Annotated in this window: 21 protein-coding genes and 1 tRNA gene; 13 read left to right on the top strand and 9 right to left on the bottom strand. The window is 72.3% G+C overall.

Annotated features, from left to right (window positions below):
• The gene (locus ACN263_RS26645; protein ID WP_422736999.1) at nucleotides 1-1047 is read right to left on the bottom strand and encodes a glucose 1-dehydrogenase; all 1047 of its coding nucleotides are present in this window, start codon (nucleotides 1045-1047) and stop codon (nucleotides 1-3) included.
• Between the two features lie 145 nt (nucleotides 1048-1192).
• On the opposite strand from ACN263_RS26645, the gene ACN263_RS26640 reads away from it, so the two are divergent.
• Nucleotides 1193-1987 carry an NADH-quinone oxidoreductase subunit C gene (locus ACN263_RS26640; protein ID WP_422736998.1) on the top strand — a complete coding sequence of 265 codons (795 nt, stop codon included), beginning with the start codon at nucleotides 1193-1195 and terminating at the stop codon, nucleotides 1985-1987.
• The gene (locus tag ACN263_RS26635) at nucleotides 1987-2949 is read left to right on the top strand and encodes a complex I subunit 1/NuoH family protein (protein WP_422736997.1); all 963 of its coding nucleotides are present in this window, start codon (nucleotides 1987-1989) and stop codon (nucleotides 2947-2949) included. The genes ACN263_RS26640 and ACN263_RS26635 overlap by 1 nt, the downstream gene beginning before the upstream one ends.
• 248 nt (nucleotides 2950-3197) lie before the next feature.
• Here ACN263_RS26635 and ACN263_RS26630 read toward each other — a convergent pair whose 3' ends face one another.
• Nucleotides 3198-4214 (bottom strand): glutathione S-transferase family protein, encoded by a 1017-nt coding sequence (locus tag ACN263_RS26630; protein WP_422736996.1) that lies wholly within the window; start codon nucleotides 4212-4214, stop codon nucleotides 3198-3200.
• 279 nt (nucleotides 4215-4493) lie between these two features.
• Between ACN263_RS26630 and ACN263_RS26625 the strand changes: the two genes are divergently transcribed.
• The gene (locus ACN263_RS26625) at nucleotides 4494-4925 is read left to right on the top strand and encodes an ester cyclase (RefSeq protein WP_422736995.1); all 432 of its coding nucleotides are present in this window, start codon (nucleotides 4494-4496) and stop codon (nucleotides 4923-4925) included.
• Here the strand turns inward: ACN263_RS26625 and ACN263_RS26620 are convergent.
• A complete protein-coding gene (locus ACN263_RS26620; RefSeq protein ID WP_422736994.1) occupies nucleotides 4906-5481 on the bottom strand; it encodes a Uma2 family endonuclease in 576 nt (191 codons plus the stop codon). The genes ACN263_RS26625 and ACN263_RS26620 overlap by 20 nt on opposite strands.
• Nucleotides 5482-5576: 95 nt before the next feature.
• Between ACN263_RS26620 and ACN263_RS26615 the strand changes: the two genes are divergently transcribed.
• From ACN263_RS26615 to htpX, 7 genes are all read left to right on the top strand, one after another.
• Nucleotides 5577-6185, top strand: coding sequence for a NuoI/complex I 23 kDa subunit family protein (locus ACN263_RS26615; protein ID WP_422736993.1), 609 nt, complete (start codon nucleotides 5577-5579; stop codon nucleotides 6183-6185).
• A 25-nt stretch (nucleotides 6186-6210) separates the two neighbouring features.
• Nucleotides 6211-6762, top strand: a complete 552-nt coding sequence (locus tag ACN263_RS26610; RefSeq protein WP_422736992.1) for an NADH-quinone oxidoreductase subunit J — start codon at nucleotides 6211-6213, stop codon at nucleotides 6760-6762.
• Nucleotides 6759-7106 carry an NADH-quinone oxidoreductase subunit NuoK gene (nuoK, locus tag ACN263_RS26605; protein ID WP_422736991.1) on the top strand — a complete coding sequence of 116 codons (348 nt, stop codon included), beginning with the start codon at nucleotides 6759-6761 and terminating at the stop codon, nucleotides 7104-7106. The genes ACN263_RS26610 and nuoK overlap by 4 nt, the downstream gene beginning before the upstream one ends.
• The gene (locus ACN263_RS26600; RefSeq protein ID WP_422736990.1) at nucleotides 7103-9028 is read left to right on the top strand and encodes an NADH-quinone oxidoreductase subunit L; all 1926 of its coding nucleotides are present in this window, start codon (nucleotides 7103-7105) and stop codon (nucleotides 9026-9028) included. Before nuoK ends, ACN263_RS26600 begins: the two co-directional genes overlap by 4 nt.
• Nucleotides 9025-10533: a complex I subunit 4 family protein gene (locus ACN263_RS26595; RefSeq protein WP_422736989.1), complete on the top strand. Its 1509-nt coding sequence runs from the start codon at nucleotides 9025-9027 to the stop codon at nucleotides 10531-10533. The genes ACN263_RS26600 and ACN263_RS26595 overlap by 4 nt, the downstream gene beginning before the upstream one ends.
• A gap of 34 nt (nucleotides 10534-10567) precedes the next feature.
• On the top strand, nucleotides 10568-12049 hold the full coding sequence (locus ACN263_RS26590; protein WP_422736988.1) for an NADH-quinone oxidoreductase subunit N: 1482 nt from the start codon (nucleotides 10568-10570) through the stop codon (nucleotides 12047-12049).
• Between the two features lie 103 nt (nucleotides 12050-12152).
• The gene (htpX, locus tag ACN263_RS26585) at nucleotides 12153-13028 is read left to right on the top strand and encodes a zinc metalloprotease HtpX (protein ID WP_421473260.1); all 876 of its coding nucleotides are present in this window, start codon (nucleotides 12153-12155) and stop codon (nucleotides 13026-13028) included.
• 61 nt (nucleotides 13029-13089) lie between these two features.
• Here htpX and ACN263_RS26580 read toward each other — a convergent pair whose 3' ends face one another.
• The gene (locus ACN263_RS26580; RefSeq protein WP_422736987.1) at nucleotides 13090-14283 is read right to left on the bottom strand and encodes an MFS transporter; all 1194 of its coding nucleotides are present in this window, start codon (nucleotides 14281-14283) and stop codon (nucleotides 13090-13092) included.
• Nucleotides 14283-15125, bottom strand: coding sequence for a DUF6065 family protein (locus ACN263_RS26575; RefSeq protein ID WP_422736986.1), 843 nt, complete (start codon nucleotides 15123-15125; stop codon nucleotides 14283-14285). Before ACN263_RS26575 ends, ACN263_RS26580 begins: the two co-directional genes overlap by 1 nt.
• A 191-nt stretch (nucleotides 15126-15316) precedes the next feature.
• On the opposite strand from ACN263_RS26575, the gene ACN263_RS26570 reads away from it, so the two are divergent.
• The gene (locus ACN263_RS26570) at nucleotides 15317-16576 is read left to right on the top strand and encodes an MFS transporter (RefSeq protein ID WP_422736985.1); all 1260 of its coding nucleotides are present in this window, start codon (nucleotides 15317-15319) and stop codon (nucleotides 16574-16576) included.
• A gap of 185 nt (nucleotides 16577-16761) precedes the next feature.
• A complete protein-coding gene (locus ACN263_RS26565) occupies nucleotides 16762-17289 on the top strand; it encodes a dihydrofolate reductase family protein (protein WP_422736984.1) in 528 nt (175 codons plus the stop codon).
• Between the two features lie 21 nt (nucleotides 17290-17310).
• Here ACN263_RS26565 and ACN263_RS26560 read toward each other — a convergent pair whose 3' ends face one another.
• Together ACN263_RS26560 and ACN263_RS26555 are read right to left on the bottom strand one after the other, a co-directional pair.
• A complete protein-coding gene (locus tag ACN263_RS26560) occupies nucleotides 17311-17505 on the bottom strand; it encodes a hypothetical protein (protein WP_422736983.1) in 195 nt (64 codons plus the stop codon).
• Nucleotides 17506-17658: 153 nt separating this feature from the next.
• Nucleotides 17659-18153 carry a YajQ family cyclic di-GMP-binding protein gene (locus ACN263_RS26555; protein ID WP_421473254.1) on the bottom strand — a complete coding sequence of 165 codons (495 nt, stop codon included), beginning with the start codon at nucleotides 18151-18153 and terminating at the stop codon, nucleotides 17659-17661.
• Between the two features lie 147 nt (nucleotides 18154-18300).
• Between ACN263_RS26555 and ACN263_RS26550 the strand changes: the two genes are divergently transcribed.
• Nucleotides 18301-18384, top strand: a tRNA-Tyr gene (locus tag ACN263_RS26550).
• 329 nt (nucleotides 18385-18713) lie between these two features.
• Here ACN263_RS26550 and ACN263_RS26545 read toward each other — a convergent pair.
• Nucleotides 18714-19067: a hypothetical protein gene (locus ACN263_RS26545; RefSeq protein WP_422740833.1), complete on the bottom strand. Its 354-nt coding sequence runs from the start codon at nucleotides 19065-19067 to the stop codon at nucleotides 18714-18716.
• 372 nt (nucleotides 19068-19439) lie between these two features.
• Nucleotides 19440-19655: a hypothetical protein gene (locus ACN263_RS26540; protein ID WP_422736982.1), complete on the bottom strand. Its 216-nt coding sequence runs from the start codon at nucleotides 19653-19655 to the stop codon at nucleotides 19440-19442.
• Nucleotides 19656-19691: the final 36 nt, after the last annotated feature.

Genomic DNA, 19691 nt, shown 5'->3' with positions numbered 1-19691 from the left:
TCAGGAGGCGAACTCCAGGATCACCTTGATGTCGTCCGGCCCGGGGGTGTACGCGTCGGCGTACCTGTTCACCGGCACCCGCCGGGTGATCAGGGAGGAGAGCCAGACCTGGTCGGCGCGCGAGAGCGCCTCGGCTGCCATGTTCCAGTGCCGCCGGTTGGCGTTCACCGAGCCGAACACCACGTTGTTCTCCAGCACCAGCGCCCGGTTCAGCGCCCCGGCGTCGAAGTCGATGGTCCGGCCGCCGCTGGACACCCCGGCCAGGCAGACGATCCCGTTCGGCGCGGCCTTGCACATGACGTCCAGGACGACGGTGGGCGCGCCGGTGCACTCGATCACCACGTCCGGCTCGAAGGGCAGCTCGGTGACCGGCACCGTGTGGTAGGTGGCGCCCAGCCCGGCGACCAGTTCCGGCTTCGGTCCGTCGGTGGCCCGGTCCAGCACGTGGACGGTGAGCCCGCGCTGGGCACCGAGCAGCGCCGCCAGCAGCCCGATCGGCCCGGCCCCGGTCACCAGGACGGTCTGCGGCTGCCACTCGGCCCGGTGCCCGATCCGTTCGATGTGGTCCCACGCCTTGGCCACCACGCTGGTCGGCTCCAACAGCACGCCGACCTGGGCCAGCGCCGGGTCGAGGCGGACCGCGAACTGCGGCTCGATCCGCCAACGGTCGCGGGCAAAACCGGGCAGCGCCTTGATGCCGTGCTCGGTGTACCGCCCGTTGCGGCACATGTCCCACTCGCCGACGGCGCAGTTGGGGCAGGGCACCGGGTCGGGATGCCGGACGATACCGGCCACCAGGTCGCCGGGTTGCACGGTGCCGGTCGGGTCCTCGAGCACCCGGCCCAGCGACTCGTGCCCGATCACCAGCCGGTCCGCGCCCGGTGGCGCCTCGCCGTAGTCGCCGGCGATGATCTCGTGATCGGTGCCGCAGATGCCCACGGCCAGCGCCTCGACCAGGACGGCGCCCTCCCCGGACGCCGGCTCCGGCTGATTCTCGACGAGGCTCAGCGAGTTGGCGACCCCGGGTCTCACCGTCACAGCGCGCACGCCCTCATCTTTCCCCGTCGGCCGGACCACCGCCGGTAAAGCCGGCAGATCACCGGTTGGTCGGGCGCCGACCGTGGGCTCGATCGCCGCCGGGACTCCGCCTCGGCTCGACCGGCCCGGTGGAACAGACCCTAGGATCAGCGGCATGACGTCAGAAGAGGTCGGCGCTCGACTGGTCGCGCTGCTCGCGCCGGTCGAGGCGACCGCGGCGGTCTCCGGCGGGCAGCGGTTCGCCCGGGCCACCGTCGACGTACCTGCCGCGAGTTGGTCGGCGGCCGTCCGCGCGGCCCGCGACGACAGCGAGCTGGCCTGCGACTTCTTCGACTGGCTGTCGGCGGTCGACGAGTTGGCCGAGGGCTTCGACGTGGTCGCGCACCTCTGGTCGACGCGGCTGCGGCACGGCGTGCTGCTGCGCACCCGGGTGCCCCGCGACACGCCCTCGGTGGCCTCGGTGGTGGACATCTTCCCCGGCGCCGCCTGGCACGAGCGGGAAACCCACGAGATGTTCGGCATCGACTTCGCCGGGCACGGTGAGCTGCGACCGCTGCTGTTGCCGCCGGAGTTCGAGGGCAATCCGCTGCGCAAGGAGTTCGTGCTCGCCTCCCGGGTGGCCAAGCCGTGGCCGGGTGCGAAGGAACCGGGCGAGTCGGAGGCCGGCGGCGGCCGTCGTCCGATCCGCCCGCCGGGCGTGCCCGCTCCGGGCGAGTGGGGGACGACGCCCACCCCGGCCGGCGCGGCCGGCGTGGGGGAGGGGCCGCGCGGCGGTACCCCGGCCCGTCCGGCGGGTGACCGTCCGGCGCGGCCCGCGCCGGGGGCCCGTCCGGCGCGTACTCCCCGGGCTGCCGGCGCCGCCGACGGCCCGGCCGGGTCCGCGCGGCCCGGGCCGGTCGCGGACCCGGCGGCGCGCGACGACGGCGACCACGACGGGGGTACGCCCTGATGCCGCTCTGGGTGGAGCTGGTGCTCCGGATCGGCGGCGTGGTGGTCGCGTTCCTGACCCTGCCGTTGCTGGTCGGTCAGGCCGAGCACAAGGTGATGGCGCACATGCAGGGCCGGCTCGGCCCGATGTACGCGGGCGGTTTCCACGGCTGGGCGCAGCTCGTGGCGGACGGTGTGAAGTTCGTGCAGAAGGAGGACATCACCCCGCGAGAGGCGGACCGGGCCGTGTTCCGGCTGGCCCCCGCGGTGGCACTGGTGCCCTACCTGCTGGTGCTGCTGGTCATTCCGCTCGGCCCGAACGACCTGGTCGGGCAACCGTTGGACATCGGCCTGTTCTTCGTGCTGGCCGTCGTCGGCATCGGGGTGGTGGCGGTGCTGATGTCGGCGTGGGCGTCGGCCAACAAGTACAGCCTGCTCGGTGGCCTGCGCGGGGCCGCCCAGCTCCTCGGCTACGAGCTGCCGCTGGTGTTGGCCGCCGCGTCGGTGGCGATGGCGGCGGGCACGCTCAGCCTGTCCGGCATCGTCGAGGCGTGGGAGCCCTGGTGGCTGCTCTGGCAGGCGCCCGCGATGATCATTTTCTTCGTGGCGGGGCTGGCCGAGATCCGCCGGCCGCCGTTCGACATGCCGGTGGCCGACTCGGAGCTGGTCTTCGGTTACATGACCGAGTACACGGGTCTGCGGTTCGCGTTCTTCCTGCTCGCCGAGTACGTCGGCATCGTGGTCATCGCCGCGCTGACCACCGTGCTGTTCCTGGGCGGTTGGCAGGGACCGTTCGCCGACGACCAGCTCGGCTGGCTCTGGACGCTACTGAAGATCTTCGCCGTGGCCTTCGTGATCATCTGGCTCCGGGTCTCCTACCCCCGCCTGCGCGAGGACCAACTCCAACGCCTCTGCTGGCTCGTCCTGGTCCCCGCCGCCCTGGCCCAACTGGTCCTCACCGCCGCAATCCGCGTAGCCCTCTAGCCCCCCGCCCCGGGCCCGCGCCCCGCCCCGGGCCGAGCGCCGCCCCGCCCCGCCCGTCGATCATGGAGTCGTGGTGGGTGATTAGGTGCCCCTAACGCCCCAAACCAGGCACCACAAGTCCATGATCGACGAGGTCCGGTGGTGACCGCGCCGCGATCTTGCACTTTCTGTGGCGACATAAGGGTTATCCCGCTCATGTCGACGACAGGAAGTGCAAGATCGACGGGGGGCGAAAGAGGGGGCCTGGTTTAGGGGAGGGGGGTGTGGGCGGGGTCTACCGGTTCGGCGGGGGGTGGGGGTGGGGTGCCGTCGCCGAAGGGGCGGCCGCCGAGCTTCTCCCGGTCGTGCGGGGTGAGCCAGGTCGACAGGTCGGGGCCGAGCGGCACGATCCCCGTCGGGTTGATGTCGCGGTGCACCTCGTAGTAGTGCCGCTTGATGTGGTCGAAGTCGATGGTGTCGCCGAACCCGGGGGTCTGGAACAGGTCCCGGGCGTACGCCCACAGCACCGGCATCTCGCTCAGCTTCTGCCGGTTGCACTTGAAGTGCCCGTGGTAGACGGGATCGAAGCGGACCAGCGTGGTGAACAGCCGCACGTCGGCCTCGGTGATCGTGTCGCCGACCAGGTACCGCTGGTCGGTCAGCCGCTCGGTCAACCAGTCCAGCCGGTCGAACAGCCGGTGGTACGCCTTGTCGTACGCCTCCTGGCTGCCGGCGAACCCACACCGGTACACACCGTTGTTGACGTCCCGGAACACCACATCGTTGACCTCGTCGATCTGCTCGCGCAGGTGCCCGGGGTAGAGCTGCGGGGCGCCCTCGCGGTGGTACGGCGTCCACTCGGTGGACAGGTCAAGGCTCATCTGCGCGTAGTCGTTGGTCACCACCTGCCCGGTGGGCACGTCCACCAGCGCCGGAACGGTGATGCCCCGCTCGTAGTCCGGGTAGCGCGCGAAGAACGCCTCCTGGAGGCGCTCGATGCCGAGCACCGGGTCGCGCCCACCCGGGTCGAGGTCGAAGGTCCAGCTCCGGGCGTCGTGGGTCGGACCGGCGATCGCCATCGAGATGGCGTCCTCCAGGCCGAGCAGCCGCCGCACGATGATGAGGCGGTTGGCCCACGGGCAGGCGCGGCTGACCGCCAGCCGGTAGCGGCCCGGCTCCACCGGGTACCCGTCCCGCCCGTCCGCGGTGATCCGCGTGGCAATGTACCGCTGGTCCCGGGTGAACTCGCCACCCGGCTCGACGTACTTCCCGCCTGTCTGCGCCACGTCGTCCGCCCTTCCCGCTCCGGTTGCCCTCACGGCCCATCTTCGCCGATCCACGGTGGTCCGGCGCGGCGCGAGCGAACCTTGCCCGCGGGCCTGAGGCCGAGCTTCGGGCCGCCCGTCCGTCCGCCGGGTGGCCCCACCGCCTCCGTGCCCTTTGCTCTGCTTCACTCACGGCAACAGTTCGCAGCCAGAAGTGTTGCCTCCGTTGAAGCAGAGCAAAGGGTGTGCCAAACACCTGTGGTCCCCGCTCACCGTTGGCCGGCCGGCTACCCTGCCGTCATGACGGATGTGGAGGCGGCGGCTCGACGCTTGATCGCCGACGTGTGGAACGCGCGTCGGGAGGAATCGGCGTACGAGCTGATCGCCGAGGAGTGTCCGGGGTTGGCGGGGACGGGCCCGGAGGCGACGCTGGCCTGGCACCGCGAGCGCCGGATGGCGTTTCCGGACCTCCGCTACAAGATCGTCGACGTGGTCGCGGCGGGTGAGCGGGTGGCCGTGCACTGGCGGGCAGCCGGTACGCAGGCCGGGCAGTTCGGACCGGTTCCGCCGACCGGGCAGGTGGTCAGCTACTCCGGGGCGACGTTCCTGCGCTTCGACGCGGCCGGCCGGATCATCGAGGTGTGGAGCTGCAACGAGCTGCTCCAGCTCCTTCAGCAGCTCGGCGTCGAGATGGTGCCGCCGGCCGGCGGCCTCAGCGGCTCCGCGGCGTGATCCGGCTGATCGGCAGGTTGATCGGGAACGGCTCGCCGGTGTCGACGAACTTCGTCCACCGGCCGGTCTCGGTGTAGTCCTCGTTCACCGCGTCGATCCGGTACGTCACGACCTCCAGATCGCCACCCAGGGTCTCGATCCGCCAGTAGTAGGGGATGCCAGCCTGGGCGTACAGCGCCGGCTTGAGCACCCGGTCGATCGAGCGGGTGCTCGGTGAGACGATCTCGATGGCGACGACCACCTCGTGCGGCTCGTACCTCGACGGCTCGCGAGCCGCGGCGGTGGCCGTGGTGATCAGCACGTCGGGGATGAAGGAGCGGGTGCGGTTGATCCGAACCTCGACCGCCTGGGTCACGTCGTAGCCGTCGGGGCAGTCCTCGTCGAGCGCGGCACCGAGACGCATCGCGATGCTCTGGTGGGTACGGGTGGGGTGAGGGGACATCAGCAGCACTCCGTCGAGCAGTTCCCGGCGACGGCCATCCTCGGGGAGCGCGTCCAGATCGTCAGTCGTCCATCCGCTCTCGGGCGGGTAGTCGCTCTGCAGCGCGGCGGTCATCGCGGGCCCTTTCAGGCGCGGTCGTTCTCCCCGCGACCACGGTACCGCCGCCGACCTGTGGGTGGTGGTCGCGCGCGCCGGGGCCACAGGGCAGGATGGTCCACATGACCGACCCCAGCGAGCACGGCGATCCGGCCGGCGGCGCCAGCGAGCGCGGCCTGCCCGGCGCCGGCCTGGTGAAGGGCCTGGCGGTCACTCTCAAGACGATGACCAGCCGCTCGACCACCCAGCAGTACCCGGACGTCGCACCCGAGCTGCCGCCACGCTCGCGTGGCGTGATCGCGTTGTCCGAGGAGAACTGCACGGTCTGCATGCTCTGCGCCCGGGAGTGCCCGGACTGGTGCATCTACATCGACTCGCACAAGGAGGAGGTGGCGGTGCCCGGCGCCGCCCGTCCTCGCCAGCGCAACGTGCTCGACCGGTTCGACATCGACTTCTCGCTCTGCATGTACTGCGGCATCTGCATCGAGGTCTGCCCGTTCGACGCGCTCTACTGGTCGCCCGAGTTCGAGTACGCCGAGTACGACATCAAGGACCTGCTGCACGACAAGGACCACCTGGGCCAGTGGATGGCGACGGTTCCGCCGCCGCCCGCGCACGATCCCAACGGCGAGCCGGCGAAGGAGGAGACCGCCGCCGCGCGCAAGGCCGCGCGGTCGGTCCCACCGGCGGTACGCCCCGGCGACCAGGGCCCGGCGTCGTGACCGCCCGAGCCGCGGGGGCGGTCCGGTGACCGGCGCGGATCTGCTGCTGCTCGCGCTGGGCGCGGTGGCGGTCGGTGCCGGGGTGCTGGTGGTGACCACCAGGCACCTGGTCCGGGCCGGGCTCTACCTGGTGGTCTGCCTGGGCGCGCTGGCCGGCGACTATCTGGTGCTCGGCGCGGAGCTGGTCGCCTGGGTGCAGGTGCTGATCTACGTGGGCGCGGTGGTGGTGCTGCTGCTGTTCGCGGTGATGCTGACCCGCGCGCCGATCGGGGCGTCCGACGACCTGGACCGACCCGGCTGGCCCGCCGCGCTGATCGGTGGCGGCGCCGGGCTGGGGCTGAGCGTGCTGCTGGTCGACGCGTACCGGTGGAGCACCGTCGCGCTGCCCGGCCCGGGGACGGCGGAGCGGCTGGGTGAGCAGATCTTCGCCTCCTGGGTGCTGCCGTTCGAGGTGCTCTCCGTCCTGCTGCTGTCCGCGCTGGTCGGCGCGGTGGTGCTGTCCCGGCCCGACATCGGCCGCCGCACCGAGGACGCGCCCGCGCCGGCTGCGGAACTGGCCTCCGGGGAGCGCCGGTGAGGCCGGTCATCCCGTACGTCACCGCCGCGCTGCTGTTCGGCCTCGGCGGGTACGGCGTGCTGCGGCGACGCAACGCCGTGCTGGTGCTCATGTCGGTCGAGCTGATGCTCAACGCGGTGAACCTGATCCTGGTCACCGCGGACACCACCGCCCGCGCGGTGCTGCCGCACTCCGGTCAGGTGTTCGCGCTGTTCGTCATCGTGCTCGCCGCCGCCGAGATCGGGGTGGGGTTGGCGATCGTGCTCCAGCTCTACCGACTGCGGTCCACCGTGGCGGTGGACGACGTGGCGTTGACCGAACCGGCGACGTCGTCCGTCGCCGGGGACGCGGAGGCGGGCCGGTGACCGGGCTGCTCGGGGCGGCGCTGCCCGCCGTACCGCTGCTCGCCGGCCTGGCCGGGCTGCTGCTGCCGCCGGCTCCCCGACACCGAAGCGGCGGGGACCGGGCCCGGACGGCGGCCGTGACGATCGGCGTGGCCGGTGCCGCCGCCGCGCTGGCCCTCGCAGTGGCCCTGCTGGTGACGGTCGACGGTCCGACCGAGACGTCGACGACCTGGGTCGACCTCGGCGGGTTGGCGGTGACCCTCGGAGTGCGGCTGGACGGTGCCGCCGCGCTGGTCGCCGTCGCGGTCGCCGCGGTTGCGCTGGCCGTGCAGGTCTACTCGATCGGCTACCTGCGGCGCGGTCCGCACGACGACGTCGACGTGGACCACCGCTACCCGCCGTACGCCGCCCAGATCAGTCTCTTCACCGGGGCGATGCTGCTGGTGGTGGTCGCCGGTGACCTGATCATGCTGCTGGTGGGGTGGGAGGTGATGGGCCTCTGCTCGTACCTGCTCATCGCCCACGACCGCCGGCTCGCGGGCGCGCCGGCCGCCGCCATGAAGGCGTTCCTGGTGACCCGGGTCGGTGACGTCGGCTTCCTGCTCGGCATCGCGCTGCTCGGCGTCTCGACGGGCAGTTTCCGGATCGCCGACGTGCTCGCGCACGACCACTCCGGCGCGACCCTGACCGCCGCCGGCCTGCTGCTGCTCGCCGGGGTTGCCGGCAAGAGCGCGCAGTTCCCGCTGCACACCTGGCTACCGGACGCGATGGCCGGCCCGACGCCGATCTCCGCGTTGATCCACGCCGCCACGATGGTCGCCGCCGGGGTGTACGCGGTGACCCGGCTCTACCCGCTGTTCACCGCCGCGCCGGTGACGTTGACCGTGCTGGGCGTGCTCGCCGCGATCACCCTGCTGCTCGGGGCGCTCGCCGCCACCGCGCAGGACGACATCAAACGGGTGCTGGCCTGGTCGACCGTCTCCCAACTGGGTTACATGACGGGTGCGCTGGCCGTCGGCTCGCCGTCCGCCGCGCTGTTCCACCTGCTCACCCACGCCGCGTTCAAGGCGCTGCTGTTCCTCGCCGCCGGCGCGGTGATCCACGCGGTGGGCACCACACTGATGTCGGAGATGGGCGGGCTGCGCCGGAGCATGCCGGTGACGTTCTGGTGCACGGTGATCGGTCTCGGCGCGCTCGCCGGGGTGCCGCCGCTGGCCGGTTTCTGGAGCAAGGACGGTGTGCTGACCGTCGCCGAGTCGGCGGCGCTGGAGGGCACCGGTCCCGCGCCGTCGTGGGTGGGCTGGCTGGTCTGGCTGGCCGGGCTGCTCGGCGTGGCGATCACCGCCTGGTACGCGGGTCGGCTGCTGCTGCGGGCCTTCTTCGGCGAGACCCGCTTGCCGCTGGTGCACCCGCACGACCCGCCGGCGGTGCTGCGGTGGCCGGTGCTGCTGCTCGCCGTGCCGGCCGCGCTGCTGGGCCTGGCCGGGTTCGTCGGGGCGTTCGCCGACCGGCTGCGGTTCGCCACCGTGCCGGTCGCGGGCGCGGAGGACGGCCTGGTGCACGTCGGGCCGGGGCTGCTGCTGCCGCTGGTGCTGCTGCTGGTGGGCGCGGGGCTGGTGTGGGCGCGCTGGCGGCGGGACACCGCCGCCGACCCGGCGACCGCGCTGGGTCCGCTGCGCCCGGCCTTCGCCCGCGCGTTCCGGCTCGACGACGTCCAGCACACCCTTGTCGTACGCCCCGTCCGGGCGCTGGCCCGCCTCGCGCGTACCGGCGACGAGGTGGTGGTGGACGGGCTCGTGGAGGGCAGCGGCAAGGCCGCGACGGGCCTGGGGGCCGGGCTGGCCGCGCTGCACCGGGCGGCGCTGCCCCGGGCCGCCGCCGGTGTGCTGGCCGGCGCGCTGCTGATCGGCCTGGCCGCCGCCGTGCTGGGGGTGGTGTCATGACGCTCGGACAGGTGCTGCTCGTCGCCGTGCTGGCCCTGCCGGCGCTGGGCGCGGTCGCGGTGGCGGCGACACCCCGGGACCGGGCGGCGCGGATCGTCGGCGCGGTCGCGGCGGCGTTGACCCTGCTGGCCGCCGTGGCGTTGGTGTCCGGTGGGCGGGGCTGGTTCGCCTGGTCGGCCGGTACGCCGGCGGTGCGCCCCTGGCACCAGGTGGACCTGCCCTGGGCGTCCGGACTGGAGCTGCGCTTCCACCTCGGCGTCGACGGCATCTCCTGGCCGCTGGTGGTGCTGACCGCGCTGCTCACGTTGCTCTGCTGCGGGTACACGCTGTGGCGGGTGCCCGACGGCGGCAGTGGCCGGGCGCTGGTGGCGCTGCTGCTGGTCGTCGAGGTGGGCATCCTCGGCACGTTCCTCGCCCTGGACCTGGTGCTGTTCTTCCTCTTCTTCGAGGTCGTCCTGCTGCCGATGTACGCGATCATCGCGGGCTGGGGTGGCGCCGAACGGCGACGGGCGGGTCGCAAGTTCGTGCTCTACACGCTCGTCGGTTCGGTGCTGCTGCTGGTCGGCGTGTACGTCGTGGTCGCCGCCGCCGGCACCGCCGACATCGTGGCCCTGACCGGCGGGGCCGGGCTGTCCCGGGGCACCCAGTTGGCCGCGTTCACGCTGCTGGCGCTCGCGTTCGCGGTGAAGAGTCCACTCTGGCCGCTGCACTCGTGGCTGCCCGACGCGCACACGCAGGCCCCGACGGTGGGCAGCGTGGTGCTGGCGGGGGTGCTGCTCAAGATGGGCACGTACGGGCTGATCCGGGTGGCCGTGGGGGTGGCCCCGGAGGGTGCCCGCTGGGCCGCCCCGGTGCTCGGCGTGCTGGCGGTCGCCGCGATCCTGGTCGGCTCGCTGGTCTGCCTGGCGCAGGTCGAGGTGAAGAGGCTCATCGCGTACTCCAGCGTGGGGCACATGGGTTTCGTCCTGCTGGGCGTCGCCACGCTGACCGCCACCGGCATCCAGGCGGCCCTGATCGGCAACGTGGCCCACGGCGTCATCACCGGCCTGCTGTTCTTCCTGGCCGGGGCCGTGAAGGACCGCACCGGCACGGGCGCGCTCGCCGACCTGTCCGGGCTGCGGGAGACCGCGCCCCGGCTGGCCGGTCTGCTGGCGTTCGCGGCCGTCGCCTCACTGGGCCTGCCCGGGCTGGCCGGCTTCTGGGGGGAGGCGTTCGCGGTGGTCGCGGCGATCGGCGTGGGCGGCCCGCTGTGGCTGACCCTCGGGGTGCTCGCGGCGGTCGGCGGCGCGCTCACGGCCGCGTACTTCCTGCGGTTGTTGCGTCAGGTCACCCACGGTCGGCCGAGCACCGCGGTGGGCGGCGTCGGCGCGGGACTGGCCGGCGCGGAGGTGACCGCGTGGGCGCCGCTGGTGCTGCTCGCGCTGGCCATCGGGCTGGTTCCGGCGCTGGTCCTCGGTGTCGCCGAGGCGCCCGTCGACGCCCTCGTCGAGGTGATCCACAGATGAGCACGAGAAACGCGCCGCGACCGGAGGCGGACCGATGAGCGTCGTGCAGAGCGTGGACAACGTCGCGCTGCTGCCGGCGTACCTGGCCGCCGGCACCGCCGTACTCGTGCTGGTGGTCGACCTGGTGTTGGCGCGGCCGCGCGCCACGGTCGCGGTGGCCGCGCTCGGCGCACTCGGCACCGCCGTCGCCTCGGCGCTGGTCGGTGCGGGCGGCGAACGGCGGACGTTCTGCGCCGGCGCGGACTGCTCGTGGATCTTCGGCGGACGGGCGGCCCTGGTCGGCGCGGTGGTGGCGCTGCTCACCCTGGGGGTGCTCGGGCTGTCGGTTCCGGCGCTGCGGGCCGGCCGGTCCCCGGTGGGGGAGTACGCCTTCCTGCTCGCCTGCTCGATGACCGGCGGTGTGGTGCTCGGCGCGGCCGGTGACCTGATCACTCTGATCGTGGCGTTGGAGACGCTGACCCTGCCGCTGTACGTGCTTGTCGGCCTGCGCCGGGGCAGCCTGGCCAGCGCCGAGGCGGCGGTGACGTTCTTCGTGGTCAGCGTGGTGGCCACCACGCTGACGCTGCTCGGCGCGGCGCTGCTGTACGCGGTGACCGGCGGGCTGCACCTCGACCGGGTCGGCGCGTCGCTGGCCGAGCGGCCGGAGTTGCGTGACCTGCCGTTGACCACCGCCGCGGTGACGCTGCTGCTGCTCGGGCTGGCCTTCAAGGTGGCGGCGGTGCCGTTCCACGCCTGGGCGCCGGCCACCTACGACGGCGCTCCGCTGCCGGTGGCCGCGTACCTGTCGACGGCGTCGAAGCTGGGCGGCCTGGTGGCGGTGCTGGCCGTGGTGCAGCGGGCGCTGCCGGCGGACCGGACCGGTCCGGTGCTCGCCCTGCTGGCGGTCCTCACGATGACCGTCGGTAATCTGGTGGCGCTGCGTCAGCGGCGTACCGTCCGGCTGCTCGCCTGGTCCTCGGTCGCGCAGGCCGGTTACATCCTCGCCCCGCTGGGTGCGCTGGCGCTGGCCGCCGGCCGCACGGGCGAGGCGCGGTCGGCCGCGTACGCCGCCGCCGTGGCGTACGCCGTGTTCTTCGTGGTGCTGGAGCTGGCGGCGTTCGCCGGGGTGACCGCGCTGCGCCCGGCGGGGGCGGACGGCGGCACGCTCGACGACCTGCGCGGGGCCGCGCGTCGGCACCCGTGGCGCGGCGCTGCCCTCGGCCTCGCGCTGGTGGGCCTGGCGGGACTGCCACCGGGCCTGGCCGGTCTGTTCGCGAAGGTGACGGTGGTCCGGTCACTGCTGGACGGCGGCGCGGCCTGGTTGGCGCTGGTGGTGGCGCTGAACGCGGTGCTCGGGCTCGCCTACTACCTGCGGGTGACCGCCGGCCTCTGGACGCCGACGCCCGTGCCGGCCGGCGACGGCGTGGTGGCCGTACCCCTGGTGGGTGTGGTGGCCGTGGTGCTGGCGGTGGCCACGGTGGCCGCCGTGGTGCTCGGCGTCGCCCCGCAGCTCGTGCTGGATCTCGCCGCCCGCTGAGCGGGTCTCAGTCAACTCTCAGCGTTCCGACGGATGGTTGACGGGTATCGGGTTGTTGTACCGGTCAGCGGATCGAGGCGATCCGCGCACCGAAGGAGAGATCGTGCACCACAACCGTCTGAAGACCGCCGCGCTGCTCGGCCTGCTCACCGCGCTGATCCTCGCGGTGGGCTACGGGTTCGGTGGCAGTGGCGGCCTGGTCATCGCCGTCCTCATCTCGCTGGTCATGAACGGCATTTCCTACTTCTACTCGGACAAGATCGCGCTGCGCTCGATGCGGGCGCAACCGGTCAGCGAGGCACAGTTCCCCGAGCTGTACCGGATGGTGCGCGAACTGGCGGCCGAGGCCCGGCAGCCGATGCCCCGCCTGTACGTGAGCCCGACGGCGCAGCCCAACGCGTTCGCCACCGGGCGTAACCCGCAGCACGCGGCGGTCTGCGTGACCCAGGGCATCACCGAGATCCTGGACTACCGGGAGCTGCGCGGTGTGATCGGGCACGAGCTGTCCCACGTCTACAACCGGGACATCCTGATCTCCAGCGTCGCGGCCGGTCTGGCCGGCATCATCACGTTCCTGGCGAACATCGCCTGGTTCATCCCGCTGGGCGGTGGGGACGACGAGGACTCGCCGAACCCGGCCGTGCTGCTGCTGACCCTGATCCTCGGCCCGATCGCGGCCACCGTGATCCAGCTGGCGATCAGCCGCAGCCGCGAGTTCCAGGCCGACCAGTCCGGCGCCGAGCTGAGCCGGGACCCGCTGGCCCTGGCCAGCGCCCTGCGCAAGATCGACGCCGTGGCCCGGCGACGTCCGCTGCCGGCCCAGGGCACGCTGACCAGCAGCGCCCACCTGATGATCGCCAATCCGTTCGCGGGTGGCGCGGTGGCCGCGCTCTTCTCCACCCACCCGAAGATGGAGGACCGGGTCGCCCGGCTGGAGCGGATGGCCGCCAACTCGGGGCCGGTGCAGTTCCAGCGCTGACCCGCCGCACGCCGTACTCCACCCGCGTCCGCACCCGGACGCGGGTGGAGTCGTTTCGCGGTCACTCCGGTGCGGGCAGCCGATCCGAACGGGTCAGCAGCACGACGACGAGCAGGACGACGCCCGCCGACAGGTACGACGCGGCGGGCGAGAGCACGGCGGCCACCCCACCCAGCAGGAAGATGCCGACCCCCGAGGTGACGATGTTCGCCGCGACGATCGTCGCCTCGACCTGTCCCATCCGCTCCGGAGGGGCCAACCGGGCGAACGTGGCCTGCGCGCCGATCAACCAGCCGCCACCCGCGCCGATCAACGCGTTGCCCACCGTCAGCGCCGCCAGCGGCGCGTCGACGGCGACCAGGACGCCGGTCAGCAGCAGCGCGCCGGCCAGCGCCGCGGCGACGGCCACCTGACCGGCCAGCCGACCCAGCCAGCGGGACCGGCCCACCACCAGCACGAAGACCGCCCCACCCAGCGCCGACGCCGCCAGCACGGCGGGACGCCAGGCCCCGGCGGCCAGATCCGGGGCGAGGGTCTCCGGCAGCGCGCCGGACAGCACCGTGCCCAGGGTGAGCAGGGCGACGCCCCGCAGCACGGGATGGCCGGCGATGATGCGCACGCCCGCGGTGGCCGGTGGACGCGGTCCGCGTACCCGGTGGGGACGCTTCGGCAGCCCGGCCAGCACCACCGCGGCGACCAGGAACGACCCCAGGTCGATCAGGAGCGCCACCCGGGAGCCGAGGGCCACCGTCAGACCGGCCCCCGCGAGCAGGCCGACCACCTGGCCCGCCTGGTTGGCGAAGGCGCTGAGACCGAAGAGCGGCAACCGCAGCGGAGCGTCCACCGCCTCGGCGACGACGGCCACGTTGACGCTCGCGTAGGCGGCCCGCACCGCGCCCAGCAGGCCCGCCGCCACGATCGCCGGCACCGGCTCGGGGACCGCCGCGGGCACGGCGATCAGCGCGGCGCCGACCACCGACAGCCAGACCAGCAGGGTACGGCGGGCCGGCACGTCCAGCCAGCCGCTGAAGACGGTGGCGACGAGCAGGGCCGGCAGGGTCCGCGCGGCGTACACCGCGGCCGGGCCGAGGACGGAGTTCGTCTGGTCGTACGCGAGCAGCAGCAGCGCGGCCAGGCCCACGAAGTCGCCCAGTTCCGAGATGCCACGGGCGATGACCAGCCGGGAGGCGACCGGATGTCGGAACAGCGCCCGGTAGCCGGGCGACGGCGTGAGCTGTGCGTCGGTGTCGGGCATCAGCTCGGCTGGTCCGCTTCCACTACCCCGATCGGCTGGTAGGTGGCGTTCTCCCGGACCCGGCGGGACTGTTCCCGGCGGTAGCTGCTGCGGATCTCCGGGTCCTGGCGGCGACGGCGCAGCGCCACGAAGTCCGACCAGACGTCCGCCGGCCACGCCGGCAGCCCTTCACCGGTCACCAGTTCGGCGTTGCGGAAGGCCTCCAGCGTCGACCGGTGCACCGGTTGCAGGCACATCAGCGGGATGTTCCGGTAGAAGCGCACCACCTGCCCCGCCTCGGTGAGCCGCAGGATGGTGGGCAGCAGCGAGGTGTACCAGTCGGTCTCCACCACGCCCTCGTAGAGCTGCAGGCCGCGCTGGGCGGGCCAGTTCGGCGCGCCCCGGGCGATGAGGCACCAGCCCGGGGAGGTGCGCGCGACCACGCCGGTGACCAGCTCGACGGTGTTGGCGGACCGCGGGTCGGCGTCGAGGAACGGGATGCTGGCCCCGTACCTGTCGAAGATGTCCAGGTCGCCGCGGAACTGCTCCGGCGCCGCCTGCAACTCATCGGCCGCGTCGGGCAGCTTGCCGTCGTAACCGCCGGCGAGCGAACGCCACCGGGTCGGCTCGTTCTCCGTCAGCAGGGTCCACTCCGTGTCCTGCCCGTCCCAGCGCAGCGCGAAGTCGATCGGTGGGTAGACGTACCAGCCGAACCCCGAGGCGGCGGCGACCGGTGGGCACTGCTGGACGGCCCGGGCGGGCAGGGAACCCCGCAGGCTGGGCGAGGCGGCTTCACTGGGTTTGGCGTCGCCGTACAGGGAGTAGATCTCGACTCGCAGAGGTGCGGTGGTAGTCCCGGACATCGGACCTCCTGCCTCATCGTGCGGTGCCGGCGTATGGACCCAATTCGATCAGCAACCTACCCCCTTTGTGACCGCTCGGTCAGTCCCGGCTTCCGCGCTGCTGTGAGCGGAACGACCATCCACGGCGTGAGCTCGGGCGTTAGGGTCGACAGGGCTTCTACCCGTTACCTGTCCCAGCGGAGGTGTGCACCGTGGCCGCACTGCACCAGTACCTGGGTGTCTGGCGGATCCCCGGTGCGCCGATTCTGCTGGTCACCGGCATCATCGGCCGACTCGGCATCGGCATGACCCCGCTGGCGCTGCTGCTGGTGGTCGAGCAGGTGACCGACCGTTACGCGTTGGCCGCCATCGCGGGCGGCATCTACGCCGTCGCCGGCGCCGCGCTCAGCCCGATCGCCGGTCGGATAGCCGACCGGGTCGGCCCGAGCCCGGTGCTGCTGGTCACCGCCGTGGCCCACCCGTTGGCCCTCGTCGGGCTGCTGCTGGCCAGCCGGGCGGGCGACGACGCGCTCGCCGCCATCTACCTGACGGCCGGTGTCGCCGGTGCCACGTACCCGCCGCTGACCGCCGCCATCCGGGGCGCCTGGAACGACCTGACCAGCCCCACCTCCGGCCGGTACGCCCTGCGCAACACCGCCCTCGCGGCGGAGACCTCGCTGTTCGAGATCGTGTTCGTGCTCGGCCCGCTGCTCGTCGCCGGCTTCGTCCTGGTCGCCGACGCGGCGGCCGCGCTGATCGGAGCGGCGGTGGTCACCCTGGTCGGTACCACCGCCGTCGCCCTCGGCCGGGTGATGCGCGATTGGCGTCCCCACCCGCGCGAACACCACGCCCGAGGGCTCGGCCCACTGCGGGTCCCCGGCTTCGGCGCCCTGCTGGTCTGCGTGGCCGGGCTGGGCATCGCGTTCGGCGCCGCCGGTGTGATCGTCCCGGCGTACGCCGGCAACGCCACCACCGACGACCCGGAGAGCCTCGCCGGGCTGCTGCTGGCCGTCTGGGGGGTCGGCAGCGCGATCGGCGGCTTCTGGTTCGGTGTCCGCCGGCCCTCGCCCAACATGACCCGCCAGTTCGCCCTGCTCCTCGCCGCGCTGGCCGGCACGTTCGTGGTGTTCGCGGTCATGCCCACCCCGCTGGCGCTGGGCGTCGCGCTGGTCGTCGGCGGGGCCACCATCGCTCCGGCGCTCACCCTGGAGAACACCCTGGTCGGCCGGATCGCCCCGACCAGCATGCTGAACGAGGCGTACACCTGGGTGGTCACCGTGGCCGTGGCGGCGAGCGCCGCCGGCGGCGCGGTGGCCGGCCTGATCGTGGACCACGCCGGCGGCGTGCCGTGGGCGTTCGTCTTCGCGGGCGCGGCGGTGGCCGTCGGGGCCGCCGTCGCCGCGCTGCCCGCCGGGCCCATCGCCCGCGCGGAAAACCAGGCGGTACGCGCCGACGCCCCCGTCCCGGTCTGACCCTGCTCCGTCGTCTCCGGCGAGGCCCCACGCCTTGATCGACTCAAGTTCCTGCAAGTCGCGGTGTCCCCTTGACGAGGATGCCCCGATATCCGGGAATCCGAGTCGATCTCGGTGGACCTGGCCTCCGGTGAGTTCTGTGAACGTCCGGCGTCTACCAGAATGGGCATCGACGAGGGGAAATCATGGCCAAGTTGCTCTACTCCGCGACCGCATCGCTCGACGGCTACATCGCAGGCCCCGGCGGTGACATGTCCTGGCTGACCGAACACCTCACCGGCGACAACCCGACCGCCGACCGTCTGCTGGCCAACGTCGGCGCGATCCTCGCCGGCAACCGCACCTTCGGCGGCGACGACCCGAACCGCGGCACCGACAGCGAAGGCGCATTCGGCGGCCAGTACCACGGGCCGGTGGTCGTCCTGACCCACCGCCCACCCGACGACCCGCCCGCAGGCGTCACCTTCGCCGACGATCTGCGTAGCGCCGTCGCGCAGGCCAAGGAGGCCGCCGGCGACAAGTACGTCAACGTGCTCGGCGCGGACGTCGCCAGGCAGTGCCTACGGGCCGGCCTGCTCGACGAGATCCTGATCTTCTTCGCGCCGGTGCTGCTCGGCGACGGCGTACGCATCCTCGACGACCCGGGCGGCGCCCGCGTCCGGCTGACGCCGATCCCCGGAGAAACGGTCCACTGGTACCGCGTCGACCGCTGAGGTCTGACCTCGTTGAAGGCTCTACGGCTGACGGTCGGTGATCGCCGCCTCGATCCGGAGGCCGATGCCAGTCAGCACGAGGAGGAACGCCACGAAGTGCGGCGCCATGCCGTCGTAGCCCGATGACATGGTGAGGAGCGAGGTCAGAAAGCCAACGACGAGCGACAGCGTGCCAAGTACCCGTCCGGTGTCCGCTCGTCGCGATCGAGGATCCACGATGCGACCGTAGCGGAGTCGCCGCACGTCGGAGCGCTCCCGCTTCGGTCCTTTGGCTTCTTCCGGCCGTCGGGCGCTGAACAGCAGCGACCAAGGACGACCTCCGCGACGACGTCTACCGAGGTCACCACAGGTGATCCTCGATGGCACCGGCTACCGGTAGTTCGTGAACTGGAGGGCGACGCCGAAGTCCTCACCCTTGAGCAGGGAGATGACCGCCTGAAGGTCGTCCCGCTTCTTGCCGGTGACGCGCAGCTGGTCACCCTGGATCTGCGCCTGCACGCCCTTCGGGCCCTCGTCGCGGATCTTCTTGCTGATCGCCTTGGCCTTGTCCGCCTCGATGCCCTGGATCACCTTGCAGTCAATCTTGAACACCTTGCCGGACGGGCGCGCCTCGCCCGCGTCCAGGGACTTCAGCGAGATGTTCCGCTTGACCAACTTCTCCTTGAAGACGTCCAACGCGGCGCGGACCCGCTCCTCGGTCTCGGCCTGAAGGCCGATCGCCTCCTCGCCCGACCAGGAGATCTCCGCGCCCGTGCCGCGGAAGTCGAATCGCGTCGAGAGCTCCTTCTCCGCCTGCCGGAGGGCGTTGTCGACCTCCTGGCGGTCGACCTTGCTCACGATGTCGAAAGACGGGTTCGCTGGCATGCTTCTGCTCCTGCTGTCCGGCGGTCTGGGCGTGCAGTCGGCCGCCGACCAGCGGCACGACCCCCTGACCGTACCCGGTTGCACCGGCCCCGGGGCGAGCCGCTATCCTTGCTTCCGCCGCCGCGTTGCGACGCGGTGGGGTGCCCTGGCGGGTTGCCCGAGCGGCCAATGGGAGCGGACTGTAAATCCGTCGCGAAAGCTACAGAGGTTCGAATCCTCTACCCGCCACCAGGTGCAGACACGGCCCCTGACCAGCAGAGATGCTGATCGGGGGCCGTTGTCGTTGAGCTAGTCGAGTCCGGCTGAGTTCAGCTTTGACTGGTTGTGGGCAGCAGGTGGGCAGGTCGATCTTGCCTCCTGGGGCTCCTCTGGGGCCGCCAACGCTGAGATTGTGGCTGCGTTCGGTCTTGCGAAGTCTGTGCGTCTTGCGCTCGGTCGAGGGTGGCCATACCTGGGCCTGGAGATACGCGCCCGCTGTCAGGTTGGTCGACCGGTCGGCCTGGTCGGCGTTCTCCTGATCGCGCTTGCGCTGCTCTCCGTCCTCTGCCGCCGGCGGGCGCCTACCGGAACTCGTGCACGACCTCGATCAGTCCGACGATGTGAGCGTTGAACTCGTCCAGATCCTCGGCCGGCACCCACAACTCCAGAATTGTCTTGCCGCCGGCTTGGCGGACCGGATACCGACTCAGGAACTTGGACTCCACCCGGAAGCGGGTCACGTAGCCGACGCCCGACGCGGGCACGTTCCAGTCCCGGGCGATCATCACCGCGTAGTCCTCGTTCATGACCGGGTAGAAGATCGGCTGATCCGGCAGACGCGGCGGCCACGCCCGCCATCCGGACTCGCGGACGAGATCCAGCTCTTCCGGCCCGGTCGGGCGCCACAGCACCTTCGTATCGTCATCGCTGTTCATGTCGACCTCGCCGCTCGGATTCTTGGTGAGCCCGGACAGTACCGGCGGGCCCGCGCCCGAGACCACCGCATTCGGCTCGCGGTAGGGGTGAGCCGATGACGGCTCCGACCCTGCCCGGCCTCGAACCCGCCCCGATCCCGATTGCTCCTCGGACGGGCCGCGGGCGGCTCGCATGGCAGCACTGGCGCGTGGTGGCGAACCCGGCCCAGGTCACCATTCTGCTGGAGGCGGTGAGACCTCTCGGCAACGCGCCGACAAGTCAGCGCGTCCTTTGGTTGCCTCGACTACGCGGGGATGCGCCTCTCCGAGACGGCCGAACTGCGGCATGCGACGGCCTCGCTCTGGCTGAATGCCGGCGTCCCACCGACCGAGCTAGCCCAGCGCCTGGGCCACGGCGTCGCCGTTCTGCTCCGCGTCTACGCCAACCGTATCGACGCCGGAGACGACACCATGAACTACAGGGTCAGCGATGCGCTCGCGGCTGCGCTGTCGGTTCGACCCGGCAGAGGTGGGACTTGGGATCAATAGGCAGTGCGGTGCATCGTCGATCGAGAGCGGCTTGACCAGGTCGGGGAGACTCGTAATCATGTGGCGACCATGTGTAGCTGGCGCGGCGTCGAGAGC

Source organism: Micromonospora sp. WMMD729, assembly GCF_049315225.1.
GTDB lineage: Bacteria > Actinomycetota > Actinomycetes > Mycobacteriales > Micromonosporaceae > Micromonospora.
The sequence above is the reverse complement of the archived record's forward strand: the minus strand, read 5'-3'. Positions and strand labels throughout refer to the sequence as shown.

Excerpts from the sequence above, each read along its gene's own strand:
- ACN263_RS26640 (WP_422736998.1), top strand. The coding sequence starts at position 1,193 with ATGACGTCAGAAGAGGTCGGCGCTCGACTGGTCGCGCTGCTCGCGCCG.
- ACN263_RS26635 (WP_422736997.1), top strand. The coding sequence starts at position 1,987 with ATGCCGCTCTGGGTGGAGCTGGTGCTCCGGATCGGCGGCGTGGTGGTC.
- ACN263_RS26625 (WP_422736995.1), top strand. The coding sequence starts at position 4,494 with ATGACGGATGTGGAGGCGGCGGCTCGACGCTTGATCGCCGACGTGTGG.
- ACN263_RS26620 (WP_422736994.1), bottom strand. The coding sequence starts at position 5,481 with ATGACCGCCGCGCTGCAGAGCGACTACCCGCCCGAGAGCGGATGGACG.
- ACN263_RS26615 (WP_422736993.1), top strand. The coding sequence starts at position 5,577 with ATGGTCCACATGACCGACCCCAGCGAGCACGGCGATCCGGCCGGCGGC.
- ACN263_RS26595 (WP_422736989.1), top strand. The coding sequence starts at position 9,025 with ATGACGCTCGGACAGGTGCTGCTCGTCGCCGTGCTGGCCCTGCCGGCG.
- ACN263_RS26590 (WP_422736988.1), top strand. The coding sequence starts at position 10,568 with ATGAGCGTCGTGCAGAGCGTGGACAACGTCGCGCTGCTGCCGGCGTAC.
- ACN263_RS26580 (WP_422736987.1), bottom strand. The coding sequence starts at position 14,283 with ATGCCCGACACCGACGCACAGCTCACGCCGTCGCCCGGCTACCGGGCG.
- ACN263_RS26575 (WP_422736986.1), bottom strand. The coding sequence starts at position 15,125 with ATGTCCGGGACTACCACCGCACCTCTGCGAGTCGAGATCTACTCCCTG.
- ACN263_RS26565 (WP_422736984.1), top strand. The coding sequence starts at position 16,762 with ATGGCCAAGTTGCTCTACTCCGCGACCGCATCGCTCGACGGCTACATC.
- ACN263_RS26555 (WP_421473254.1), bottom strand. The coding sequence starts at position 18,153 with ATGCCAGCGAACCCGTCTTTCGACATCGTGAGCAAGGTCGACCGCCAG.
- ACN263_RS26545 (WP_422740833.1), bottom strand. The coding sequence starts at position 19,067 with ATGAACAGCGATGACGATACGAAGGTGCTGTGGCGCCCGACCGGGCCG.
- ACN263_RS26540 (WP_422736982.1), bottom strand. The coding sequence starts at position 19,655 with ATGATTACGAGTCTCCCCGACCTGGTCAAGCCGCTCTCGATCGACGAT.